Source organism: Isoptericola sp. NPDC056605 (assembly GCF_042792795.1).
Taxonomy (GTDB): Bacteria; Actinomycetota; Actinomycetes; order Actinomycetales; family Cellulomonadaceae; genus Isoptericola.
Map to the genome: position 1 here is coordinate 37,914 of NZ_JBHTVT010000004.1, position 12,211 is coordinate 50,124.

Annotated in this window: 10 protein-coding genes; 3 read left to right on the forward strand and 7 right to left on the reverse strand. The window is 73.9% G+C overall.

Annotation, left to right across the window (positions count from 1 at the left end; all coding sequences use genetic code 11):
• The 3 genes from ACFQ8Y_RS05705 to ligD form a co-directional block, all read left to right on the forward strand.
• Positions 1–1,702, forward strand: a 1,702-nt coding sequence (locus tag ACFQ8Y_RS05705) for a DUF349 domain-containing protein (RefSeq protein WP_430584879.1), incomplete at its 5' end; no start/stop codon positions are given.
• A 90-nt stretch (positions 1,703–1,792) separates the two neighbouring features.
• Positions 1,793–2,488: a hypothetical protein gene (locus ACFQ8Y_RS05710; protein ID WP_430584880.1), complete on the forward strand. Its 696-nt coding sequence runs from the start codon at positions 1,793–1,795 to the stop codon at positions 2,486–2,488.
• Between the two features lie 10 nt (positions 2,489–2,498).
• Positions 2,499–3,587 (forward strand): non-homologous end-joining DNA ligase, encoded by a 1,089-nt coding sequence (gene ligD / locus ACFQ8Y_RS05715; protein WP_430584881.1) that lies wholly within the window; start codon positions 2,499–2,501, stop codon positions 3,585–3,587.
• Positions 3,588–3,602: 15 nt separating this feature from the next.
• Here the strand turns inward: ligD and ACFQ8Y_RS05720 are convergent, their stop codons facing one another.
• From ACFQ8Y_RS05720 to secD, 7 genes are all read right to left on the reverse strand, one after another.
• Positions 3,603–4,145: a dihydrofolate reductase family protein gene (locus ACFQ8Y_RS05720; RefSeq protein WP_430584882.1), complete on the reverse strand. Its 543-nt coding sequence runs from the start codon at positions 4,143–4,145 to the stop codon at positions 3,603–3,605.
• An 81-nt stretch (positions 4,146–4,226) separates the two neighbouring features.
• Entirely contained in the window at positions 4,227–5,381 is a 1,155-nt protein-coding gene (locus ACFQ8Y_RS05725; protein ID WP_430584883.1) for an ATP-dependent DNA ligase, read from the reverse strand.
• Between the two features lie 10 nt (positions 5,382–5,391).
• A complete protein-coding gene (locus ACFQ8Y_RS05730) occupies positions 5,392–5,790 on the reverse strand; it encodes a hypothetical protein (RefSeq protein WP_430584884.1) in 399 nt (132 codons plus the stop codon).
• A gap of 91 nt (positions 5,791–5,881) precedes the next feature.
• Positions 5,882–8,248, reverse strand: a complete 2,367-nt coding sequence (locus ACFQ8Y_RS05735) for a RelA/SpoT family protein (RefSeq protein ID WP_430562246.1) — start codon at positions 8,246–8,248, stop codon at positions 5,882–5,884.
• A 53-nt stretch (positions 8,249–8,301) separates the two neighbouring features.
• Entirely contained in the window at positions 8,302–8,910 is a 609-nt protein-coding gene (locus ACFQ8Y_RS05740) for an adenine phosphoribosyltransferase (RefSeq protein ID WP_430551214.1), read from the reverse strand.
• 13 nt (positions 8,911–8,923) lie between these two features.
• A complete protein-coding gene (gene secF / locus ACFQ8Y_RS05745) occupies positions 8,924–10,021 on the reverse strand; it encodes a protein translocase subunit SecF (RefSeq protein ID WP_430584885.1) in 1,098 nt (365 codons plus the stop codon).
• Complete coding sequence (secD, locus tag ACFQ8Y_RS05750) at positions 10,021–12,132, reverse strand: protein translocase subunit SecD (RefSeq protein ID WP_430584886.1); 2,112 nt, start codon at positions 12,130–12,132, stop codon at positions 10,021–10,023. The genes secF and secD overlap by 1 nt, the downstream gene beginning before the upstream one ends.
• Between the last annotated feature and the right edge of the window lie 79 nt (positions 12,133–12,211).

Genomic DNA, 12,211 nt, shown 5'->3' on the forward strand with positions numbered 1-12,211 from the left:
CACGGAGACGACCCCCGAGGCCGGACCCACGGAGACGACCCCCGAGGCCGGACCCACGGAGACGACCCCCGAGGCCGGACCCACGGAGACGACCCCCGAGGCCGGACCCACGGAGACGACCCCGGAGCCCGAGACCGCGCCCGCGCCGGCGGCCGAGCCGCAGAGCCCGGCCGCCGGGACGGCCGACACCGCCGAGACGGTTGCCGGGCCCGAGTCCGTCGACGCGGCTCCGGCCGAGCCGACCCCGGCGCCTGCTCCGGCCCCCGCGCCTGCTCCTGCCCCGGCCCCGGCGAAGCCGTCCGGCATGCCGAAGCCGCCCCGCCCGGGCGCGCCCAAGCCGTCGGCGCTGCGCCGCCCCGCCGCGCCCACGCCGGCGGACGTGCCGCCCGCCGAGCCCACCACCCCCGTGGCCCCTGTCGTGCCGCCGGCCCTCGACGCCGCCGCGGCGGCCGCCGCAGAGGCGTTCGGTCGCGTGGACGAGGACGGCACGGTGTTCGTGCGGGAGGCCGCCGGCGAGCGCCAGGTGGGCCAGTTCCCGGGCGTGGACGCCTCGGAGGCGATGAGCCTCTACGTGCGCCGCTACCTCGACCTCGACGCCAAGGTCGCGCTGTTCGAGACCCGTCTCGACAGCGCGGACCTGTCCGTCCGCGAGATCGACCAGACCCTCGCGAAGCTCGCGGAGGAGACCGGCGAGCCGGCCGCCGTCGGCGACCTGGACGCCCTGCGGACCCGCGTCGAGGGCCTCAGGGCACGAGCGGCGGAGCGTCGTGCCGCCCTCGAGCAGGAGCGCGCGGCCGCCAAGGCCGAGGCCGTCGCCGCCCGGACCACCATCGTCGAGGCCGCGGAGAAGATCGCCGCCACCGACCCCAGCAAGATGCAGTGGCGCCCGGCCGGCGAGGAACTGCGTGCCCTCCTGGACCGGTGGAAGGAGTCGCAGCGCACCGGGCCGCGCATCGACCGCCCCTCCGAGGAGGCGCTCTGGAAGCGGTTCAGCCACGCACGCACCGCGTTCGACCGCGAGCGGCGCCACTTCTTCGCCGACCTCGAGCAGCGCAACTCCGCCGCCAAGTCGGCCAAGGAGAAGCTGGTCGCCGAGGCGGAGTCCCTCCAGACCAGCACCGACTGGGGGGCCACCGCTGCCGCCTACCGCGACCTCATGACGCAGTGGAAGGCCGCGGGGCGCGCCAGCCGCAAGGACGACGACGCGCTCTGGTCCCGGTTCCGGGCGGCGCAGGACGCGTTCTTCGGCGCCCGGGACGCCGAGAACGCGGCGATCGACGCCGAGTACGGGCAGAACCTCGAGGTCAAGGAGGCGCTCCTCGCCGAGGCCGAGGCTCTTCTGCCCGTCAAGGACCTCGCGGCCGCGAAGGAGAAGCTGCGCGACCTCCAGGACCGCTGGGAGGAGGCCGGCAAGGTGCCGCGCGCCGACATCCAGCGTGTCGAGGGGCGCATGCGCGCCGTCGAGACCGCGGTCCGGGGCGCCGAGCAGGCCCGCTGGGACCGCACCAACCCCGAGACCCGCGCGCGGGCCGAGGGCGCCGCGGCACAGCTGGAGGCGGCCATCGAGGGCCTCGAGCGTGACCTCGCCGAGGCGCGCGAGTCGGGTGACGCGCGGCGCGTCGAGGAGGCCGAGACGGCGCTCGCCGCGCGGCGCGCCTGGCTCGAGCAGGTGGTCCGCGCCGCGGAGGACACCCGCGGCTGACCGTGCGGGCCGCCGACGGGGTCGTCGCACGTCCGCGACGATCCACAGGCGCTGACCCGAAGGGGCTCACGACCGGATAGTTTCCGCGTCGTGAGCCCCTTCGTCTTCCTCGCCGTACCCCCCGCGCCACCCGCTCCTCCCCCTGGCGCACGCCACGGGCCCTCCTCCCCGCCGCCACGCCTCGGCGACCTGCTCGCGCCCCCGCGACGGTCGCGCGGGCTCCTCGTGCGACCGGCCGACGTCGGCGGCCGGGCGGCGTGGGACGTCCTCGTGCGCGACGGCGCCCTCGAGACGGTGCGGGACGACGCGGCGGTCGTCGCCGGCACGCCCGTGACTCCCCTGCTGCGGGCCGCGCTGCTGGCCGGGTCGCTGCCGGCGGGAGCCGTGGCCGCCGGGCGCACGGCGGCGTGGGTGCATGTCGGCCGGGCGGCGGGCCCGCGTGCCACCGAACATCTCGACGTCGCCTACGCGGCCGGCGGGCACCGGCCCGAGCTCTGGGGTGCCGGGCTCGTGTGGCAGGCACCGCTGCTGCGCGGCGACGTCGTCGAGCTGGCCGGGGCCCGCGTGACCGCGCCGCTGCGAACCGTCGTCGACGTGGCCGTGCACGTCCCGGTCGAGGAGGACGCGGCACGGCTCGCCCGGACCGTCGCGGACGCCTGCGGCCTCGCCCTCGCGGACGCTGCCGCGCTGCTGGAGCGCCGGGCCCGCGTCGTCGGGCGGCCGCGTGCCCGCCGCGTGCTGGCCCGGGCCGGCGCCCTCCGTGCGGCGCCCGCCGCCCTGCCCTAGGTTGAGCCGCATGGCCTCCGCCGCACCCGCCGTCGAGCTCGACGCCGCTGGCCGCGCCGTGCGCGTCTCCAGCCCCGACCGTGTCGTCTTCCCCGAGCTGCCCGACCGCCCGGGCCTCACGAAGCGGGAGATCGTCGAGTACTTCCTGTCGGTGGGTGACGGGATCCTCGGCGCGCTCCTGCACCGGCCCACGACGCTCGAGCGCTGGCCGAAGGGCTGGTGGCCGGAGGCGGTGATGGCGACGCGCGCCGACAACCGCGGCGACGCGTTCTACCAGAAGCGCCTCCCGAAGGGTGCGCCCGACTGGGTCGAGACCGCGACCATCGCCTTCCCCAGCGGGCGCACCGCCGACGAGGTCGCGCCGACCGAGCTCGCCGTCGTCGCCTGGGCCGCGAACCTCGGCACCCTGACCTTCCACCCGTGGCCGGTGCGCCGCGACGACGTCGAGGCGGTCGACCAGCTGCGCATCGACCTCGACCCGCAGCCCGGCACCTCCTTCGACGACGCCGCGGCCGTCGCGCCGCACCTGCGCGAGCTGCTCACGGAGCTCGGGCTCACCGGCTACCCGAAGACGTCGGGCGGGCGCGGCCTGCACGTCTTCGTGCCGCTCGCGCCGCGATGGTCGTTCCAGCAGGCCCGCCGCGCCACGATCGCGATCGGCCGCGAGCTGGAGCGACGCCTGCCCGACCAGGTCACCACGAAGTGGTGGAAGGAGGAGCGGGGCGAGAAGATCTTCGTCGACTACAACCAGATGGCGCGCGACCGCACCATCGCGTCCGCGTACTCCGTCCGGGCGAACAAGCGCGCCACCGTCTCCACCCCGCTGGAGTGGGACGAGGTCGGCGAGGTGCACCCCGACGACTTCGACGTCACGACAGCGCCCGCCCGGTTCGCCGAGCGCGGCGACCTGTTCGCCGCGTTGCGCGCCGACCGCGACCCGGCACTCGACTGCTCCCTCGACGCGGCGCTGGAGCTCGCGCGGCGCGACGAGGAGGAGCACGGTCTCGGCGACCTGCCCTACCCGCCGGAGTACCCGAAGATGCCGGGCGAGCCGAAGCGCGTGCAGCCCAGCCGGGACACCAACCGCAAGCGCAGTTGACCGGCCCCTCCTCCGTCAGGGACGGGTGTAGCGCAGGAAGACCGACCCGTCGCGGAGCGGGACGCACTCGGCGCGGGCGAGATCGACCTGCATGCCGTCGGGCAGGTGGCGCAGGCCGCCGCCCGCGACGTGCGGCACCACGCGCACGGTCAGCTCGTCGACCACCCCGGCCAGGAGCGCCCCCGCGGCGGTCGTCGGGCCGGACACCTCCACGACGCCGTCGGTCCCGGCCGCGATCTCGGCCAGCCGCCCGGGGGTGAGCCGTGGCTCGAGCGTGGTGCGCGGCGCGTCGAGGGGTTCCCGGGCGGCGACGAGGGAGTCCGAGCAGACGATCTTGTCGATCCCCGTCCAGATCTCGGCGAACTCGTCCGCGGCGTCGCTCTGCCCGCGCTCCCACGTGTCCCACACGCGCATCGTCTCGAACATGCGCCTCCCCACGACGAAGGTCCGCACGTCCCGGACCTGGTCGTTGATGAAGGCGTGCACGGCGTCGTCCGGCGCGCCCCAGTCGAAGTCGCCCGACGCGTCGGCCACGTAGCCGTCGAGCGAACAGCTCATCAGTCCGTACCTGAGGGTTCCCATGCCCCCCAGACCTCCCAGGAGTCCTCGACTCATCGGTGGTCCGCCGCACGTCCGGGCTCAGGCGGTCCCCGGCGCCCCGGGCAGGAGGCCGGCCAGGTCGTAGCCGACCGGCTCCTCGAGCTGGGCGTACGTGCACGACGCCGGCTCACGGTCGGGCCGCCAGCGCTTGAACTGCGCGGTGTGCCGGAAGCGCGAGCCCTCCATGTGGTCGTACCCCACCTCCAGCACCCGCTCGACGCGCAGCGGCGTGAACGACAGGTCCTTGCCCGCGCTCCAGCGCGACTGCGCACCCGGGCGCCGCTCCCCGGCGCTGCCGTCGGCGACCGCCGGGTCCTGCCAGTCGGCCCACGGGTGCGCGGCGGCGTCCTCGGTGCCCGGTTCCACGACGAGGGGCGCGAGCTCCGCGTGCAGGGTCGCCCGCCGCGCTGCGGGGAACGACGCCGAGACGCCGACAAACTGCAGGCTGTCCGGATCGTCGGCCTCCGCGTACAGGCCGAGGAGCAGCGAGCCGATGAGCGGCTTCTCGGGCGTCGACGTCTTGTGCAGCCGGTAGCCCGCCAGCACGACGTCGGCCGTCCGCGCGTGCTTGATCTTCAGCAGCACGCGCTTGTTCGGCTGGTACGCGTCGTCGAGACGCTTGGCGACGACGCCGTCGAGGCCCGCGCCCTCGAACGCCTGGAACCAGTCGCGCGCGACGGCGGCGTCCTGCGTGCGGGGCGTGGCGTGCACCTGCGGCCCGTCGAGGCCGAGGCCGTCGAGCGCCGCGAGCCGGTCCCGCAGGGGCCGCCCGGACAGGTCGTCCTCGCCGAGGGCCAGGACGTCGAAGACGACGAGACTGGCCGGGGTCTCGGACGCGAGGAGCCGCACCCGGGAGTCGGCGGGGTGGATCCGCTGCCCGAGCGCGTCGAAGTCGAGGTGCGCCGCCCGAGCCGCGCCGTCCCCGGGGCGGGCGACCACGATCTCGCCGTCGACGACGCAGCGCTCCGGCAGCGCGTCGAGCGCCGCGTCCACCACGTCCGGGAAGTAGCGCTGCATCGGCCGCCCGTTGCGCGAGTCGATCCGCACGTCGTCGCCGTCGCGGAACACCAGGGCGCGGAACCCGTCCCACTTCGGCTCGTACACCCACACCGCCTCGCCGTCGGGCTGGTCCGGCACGTCCGGCACCGACTTCGCGAGCATGGGCAGCACCGGCGGTTCGAGCGGCAGCGTCATGCTGGCGAACCTACTCCGGGAGGGGGCCGGGCACCTCCGCTCGCCGGGGGCGCGCGCCCTCGAGCCGCACCCGGACGGTCACCCTCCCGGCGTCGTCCCGGTGCGCGACGGCGTGCCCCCGGCGCTCGGCGCCGTCGAGCTCGACCGTCAGCGGGGCGCCCTCGCCCAGGAAGTTGCGCCACCAGCTCTTGGCGTCCGGCACGCCCACGCCGATGACGACCTCGTCCCCCCGCCGGCGGAACCCCACGGGGATCGTGACGTGGCGCCCCGACCGGCGCCCGGTGTACCGGACGATCGTGAGGGCACGGCGCAGCGGTCCGCCCCAGCGGGGCGAGCTGCGCCAGGCGAGCACGCCGGCGTTGAACCGGGTGACGAAGCGGCGGGTGCGGGGCGAGCTCAGGCTCGGCATGCGGAGGTCCTCCCGGACGGTCGTCGCGACGTCGTGGCACGGGCGCAGACAGCGGGCCGCCGCCGACCGGCCGAGGCCGGGCTCGATGCGCTCAGACCCCCGCCGACTCCTGGTGGACGTCGGCGGCCTTCGTCCCGGTGATGCGGTAGACGTCGAAGACGCCGTCCACCTTGCGGACCGCGGTGAGCACCTGCTGCAGGTGTCCGGGCTCCGCCATCTCGAAGACGAACTTCGACAGCGCGATCCGGTCCGACGACGTCGAGACCGATGCCGACAGGATGTTGACGTGGTAGTCCGACAGCACCTTCGTGACGTCGGAGAGCAGCCGCGACCGGTCGAGCGCCTCGACCTGGATCTGCACCAGGAACATCGTGTTGGCACCCGTGGTCCAGGACACGTCCACCATGCGCTCGGGCTGGGCCTTGGCCAGCTGCTCGGCGTTGGCGCAGTCCGCCCGGTGGACGCTGACGCCCGCGCCGCGGGTCACGAAGCCGACGATGGAGTCGCCGGGCACCGGGGTGCAGCACTTGGCGAGCTTCACCCAGATGTCGTCCACGCCCTTGACGACGACGCCCGGGTCGCCGGTGCGGCCCCGGCGCGACGGGCGACCGGGGGCCGCGGCCTCCGCGGCGTCCTCCTCCGTGCCCTCCTCGCCGCCCAACGACTTCACCAGCAGGTCGACGACGTGCGGCGCCGACGCGTGCCCCTCGCCCACCGCCGCGTACAGCGCGGAGACGTCGGCATAGCGCATGTCGTTTGCCAGCCCGACGAGCGCCTCGTGGCTGAGCAGGCGCTGGATCGGCAGGTTCTGCTTGCGCATCGCCTTGGTGATGGCGTCCTTGCCCTGCTCGATCGCCTCCTCGCGCCGCTCCTTGGTGAACCACTGGCGGATCTTGTTGCGGGCGCGCGCCGACTTCACGAAGGCGAGCCAGTCGCGGGACGGGCCGGCGGACTCCGCCTTGGAGGTGAGGATGTCGACCGTGTCGCCGTTCTGCAGCGTCGAGTCCAGCGGGACGAGCCGCCCGTTGACGCGGGCGCCCATGGTGCGGTGCCCCACCTCGGTGTGCACCGAGTACGCGAAGTCGACCGGCGTCGCCCCGGCGGGCAGCGCCATCACCTCGCCCTTGGGCGTGAAGACGTACACCTCCGCGCCGCCGATCTCGTAGCGCAGCGAGTCGAGGAACTCGCTCGGGTCGGCGGTCTCGCGCTGCCAGTCCACGAGCTGGCGCAGCCACGCCATGTCGTTGGCACGCGGGTCGTCCGACGCCGCCTTGCCCGCCGGCGCCATCTGCTTGTACTTCCAGTGCGCGGCGACGCCGTACTCTGCGCGGCGGTGCATGTCGTGCGTGCGGATCTGGATCTCGACCGGCTTGCCGCCCGGTCCCACGACCGTCGTGTGCAGCGACTGGTACATGTTGAACTTCGGCATCGCGATGTAGTCCTTGAACCGGCCCGGGACCGGGTTCCAGCGCGCGTGGAGCGCGCCGAGCACCGCGTAGCAGTCCCGCACCGTGTCCACGAGGACCCGCGTGCCGACCAGGTCGTAGATCTCCGCGAAGTCGTGCCCGCGCACGATCATCTTCTGGTAGATCGAGTAGTAGTGCTTGGGCCGGCCGGTGACCGTCGCCTTGATCTTGGCGCTGCGCAGGTCGGCGGAGATCTGCTCGCGCACCACCGACAGGTACTCCTCGCGAGCGGGCGCGCGCTCCGCCACCAGGTGCACGATCTCGTCGTACACCTTGGGGTACAGGGTCTGGAAGGACAGGTCCTCCAGCTCCCACTTGATCGTGTTCATGCCGAGCCGGTGGGCCAGCGGGGCGTAGATCTCGAGCGTCTCGCGCGCCTTGCGCTGCGCCGACGTGCCGGAGACGTACTTCCAGGTGCGGGCGTTGTGGAGCCGGTCCGCGAGCTTGATGACCAGCACACGGATGTCCTTGGCCATCGCGACGACCATCTTGCGCACGGTCTCCGCCTGCGCGGCGTCGCCGTACTTCACCTTGTCCAGCTTGGTGACGCCGTCGACGAGCATGGCGATCTCCTCGCCGTACTCGCGGGTCAGCTCGTCGAGCCCGTAGTCCGTGTCCTCGACCGTGTCGTGCAGCAGCGCGGCCGCCAGGGTCGCGCCGTCGAAGCCGAGCTCGGCGAGGATCGTCGCCACGGCGACCGGGTGCGTGATGTACGGGTCGCCGGACTTGCGCTCCTGGCCCCGGTGACATCGCTCGGCCGTCGCGTAGGCACGCTCGAGCACCGAGAGGTCGGACTTCGGGTGGTTGGTGCGCACGGCCTGCAGGACGGGCTCCAGCGCGGGGGTCGTGGGAGGCGCGCCCCGCACGCCGAGCCGCACGAGCCGGTTGCGCACGCTGCGCCCGGAGCCCGCGCCGCGGCCCGACGCCGAGCCCTGCCCGGTCGATCCCTGGGGCGCGGCGGCGGCGCGCGCGACCTTCGTCTCGTCGCTCATCTCCGCCTCCTTCCGCAACCACCGCGGGGTCGCCGTCGGCCGGGACGGCAAGTCTACGACTCCACGCGCAGCAGAGCCTCGACCGTCCGCCCGGTCAGCCTGTCGCGTCCGCCCAGGCCGGAGAGCTCGAGCAGGAACGCCAGAGCGACCACCTGACCGCCCGAACGCTCCACGAGCTCGGCCGCCGCGTACGCCGTGCCGCCGGTGGCGAGCACGTCGTCGACCAGCAGAACACGCGCACCCGCCTCGAGTGTTCCCGTGCGCAGCTCGATCGCGGCCGAGCCGTACTCGAGGTCGTAGTCCACCCGCTCCACCGGCGGCGGCAGCTTGCCCGCCTTGCGCAGCGGCAGGAACCCGACCCCGAGGCGGGTGGCGAGCGGCGCGCCCAGGAGGAAGCCCCGTGCCTCCATGCCCGCGACGACGTCCACGCCGCCGTCCGCGTCCACGAGGCGGGCGAACGCCTCCACGACGTCCGCCAGCGCCGGGCCGTCCGCGAGCAGCGGGGTGATGTCGCGGAACACGACGGGCGGGTGCGGGTAGTCCGGGACGTCGCGGATCAGCGCCCGGACCTCGGCGGCCCGCTCGGGGCCGAGCCCTCCCAGCCCGTCGACGACGATGTCGTCCACGGCGCCGCCGGTCGGGCCGGTCGTCTCGTCGACCATGCTCGCCCCCGGCTCAGTGGCCGCGCTTGCGGCGCGGCTGGGCACGGTTGCCCTGGTGCTGGCCCGGGATCAGCTGCGCGGACCCGGTCGTGTACGCCGCGACCTCGGCGTCGTGGCCGCCCTCCGCGACCAGCCCGGCACGCTCCTCGAGGACGCCCTTCGTGTGCGCGGCGATCTTCGGCTCGCGCTCACGCAGGGAGACGTCGAGCGGCGTCGCGAGGAAGAGCGACGACGCCGCACCGACGGCGATGCCCACGAACAGCGACAGCGACAGGTCGCGCAGGGTGCCCGCGCCCAGCAGGAACGCACCGACGAACAGGATGCTCGCCACCGGCAGGAGCGCCACGACGGAGGTGTTGATCGACCGCACCAGCGTCTGGTTCACGGCGAGGTTGGCCCGCTCGGCGTACGTGCTGCGGGTCTGCGTGAGCACGTCCGCCGTGTTCTCGCGGACCTTGTCGAACACGACCATCTTGTCGTACAGCGAGAAGCCGAGGATCGTCAGGAAGCCGATGATGGTCGACGGCGTGACCTCCCAGCCGATCGCCGCGTAGACGCCGGCGGAGATGAGCAGGTCCGCGAGCATCGCGACGATCGCCGCCACGGACATCCGCCAGGCACGGAAGTACACGGCCATGAAGAGCGCGGCCGCGACGACGAACACCACGGTGCCCCACAGCGCGCGCATCGAGACGCCGGCGCCCCAGGTGGGGCCGACGAAGGACGTCGTCACGGCGGACTCGTCGACGTCGTAGGCGGTGGCGAGCCCCGTGACCAGGGCGGCCTCCTGCTCCGGCGTGACCTCCTCGGTCTGGACACGCACCGCCGAGCCGCCGACGATCGCGACGCGGGGCTCCTCGTTCGGGAGCACCTCGTGCACGGTGTCGATCGCCACCTGCTGCTCGGTGGAGGTCACGTCGTTGACCGTGAACTCCGTGCCGCCGCGGAAGTCGATGCCGAGCGTGAGGCCCTTGATGAGGATCACCGCGATCGACGCGACCGCGAGGACGCCCGCCACCGTGAACCAGCGCCGGCGGCGCTGCACGATCGGGTAGGACCGACGGCCCGTGTACAGGTCGTTGCCCCACTGGGCGAAGTTCATGCCGGCCATCAGCGGCTCTCCTCGTTCGTGCCAGAGGGGTTGTCACCGGTCGCCGAGGGCGATCCGTCGTCCGGTCCTGCGCCGGGCCCCGGGTCCGCCTCCTCGGCGGCCGCCCGACGCTCCGCCGCGCGGCGCTCGGCGATCGTCAGCCGGCGCCCGGAGGCGTCCGTCACAGGGGCCGCGGGCGCCTGACGCGCACCGCTGTGCACGGGCTCCGGCGTCACGCGCTCGCTCGACGCCTCGGCGTCGTCCGGGACCTCGGCCGCGGCCGTGTTGCCCGCCACGGCGGGCTGCGGCATCCGCACGCGCCCGGCGCCCGCGTACCGCGGGCCGGAGCCCGCGCGCAGCCGCTCGGGCGACAGGCCGGACCAGAGGTGGCCGTCCCGGAAGAACGGGACCTTGGTGATGACCTCCATCATCGGGTGCGTGAACCAGAAGACGACCGCGACGTCGATGATGGTCGTCAGACCCAGGGTGAACGCGAAGCCCTGGACGCCGCCGACGGCGAGGAAGTACAGGATGATCGCGGAGATCAGGTTGACGGCCTTGGCGGCGAGGACCGTACGCCGGGCACGGGCCCAGCCGCGCTCGACGGCGTAGGCCAGCGTGCGCCCGTCGCGCAGCTCGTCACGGATGCGTTCGAAGTACACGATGAACGAGTCCGCCGTGAAGCCGATGGCGACGATGAGGCCGGCGACGCCCGCGAGCGACAGCCGGTAGCCCATCCCCCAGGAGAGCAGGGCGATCGACACGTACGTGATGACGCCGGCGACCACCAGCGACGCGACCGTCAGCAGGCCGAGCGTGCGGTACTGCAGCAGCGAGTACACGACGACCAGCGCGAGACCGATGAGGCCGGCGATCAGACCGTTGCGCAGCTGCTCGGAGCCGAGCGTCGCGGAGATGACCTCCTGGCTCTCGACCGTGTACTGCACGGGCAGCGCGCCGAAGCTCAGCTGGTTGGCGAGCGTCGCGGCGGTGTCCCGGGTGAACGAGCCGGAGATGGTCGCCTGGCCGTTCGAGATGATCGTGCCCGGGGACAGGGACGGCGCCGAGACGACGAGCCCGTCGAGGACGATGGCGAACTGGTTGCGCGGCGCCTCGAGGCCCTGCAGGCGGGTCGTGGTCTCGCGGAACTCGTCGGTCCCCACGGAGTCGAAGTTGAGGAAGACGCCCCACTCGTTGGTGGTGGTGCCGTTCGCGCCCGGGACCAGGCCGGAGCTCGCCGACGCGATGTGCACGCCGTCGACCTCCATCGGGCCGAGGATGTACTTCATCCCGTCCTGCTCGCCGCAGGTCACCAGCGGCTTGTCCGGGTCGTCCCCGCCGCCACCCTTGAGGTTCGCGGGGTCGGTGCAGTCGAGCTCCTCGAACTGCTTCTGGATCTCCGGCGTGATCTGCGCCAGGTCGCTCGGGTCGGACGCCGCGGCGGCGTCCTCGCCCGCCTCGGTCCCGTCGGTCGCCGTCGGGGACGGGTCGGCGTCGTCGCCGGAGGTCGCGGTGGCGGTCGGCGTGGCCGACGGGTCGACGTCCGCCGGGACGGACAGCGGCGCGCCCGCGCCCTTGCCGCTCGGGCTGTCCCCGGAAGCGTCCTCGTCCGCCGCGTTCTCGTCGGTGGCGCTCTCGTCGGTGGCGCCGTCGGCCGCGTCACCGGCGTCGGCGCTGGGGGACGCGGACGGCTCGGGGGTCGGCGTGCCCGCGGCGTACGTCAGGACGGGGCGGAAGCGCATCTGCGCCGGCTGCGAGATGAGGTCGATGGTCTCCTGCGACACCTCGCCGGGGATGCCCACGACGATGTTGTTCTGTCCCTGGGCGGTGATCTCCGCCTCGGAGACGCCCGAGGAGTCGATGCGCTGGCGGATGACGTTGATCGACTCGTCGATCGTCTCCGACGTGACCTGCGACCCGTCGGTGGTGTCCGCCTTCAGGATCAGCTGCGTGCCGCCCTGCAGGTCGAGCGCCAGCCCCGGGGCCCAGCTCGCGCCGTCCGGGTTGGCGTCGGACTTGGCGTCCCAGAAGACGCCGGCGCCGAGGGCGAGGAACGGCAGGACGATCGTCAGGATCGTGAAGACCACGAGGGTGCGTACCGGACGCGACCGCTTCGTGCGTGAGTTCGCCAACTTCTGTCTCTTCCCGTCTGCGCGCCGCCGCGGGGCCGACGCGTGATGGCGCCGGCCGGGATCACCCCGACCGGCGCGT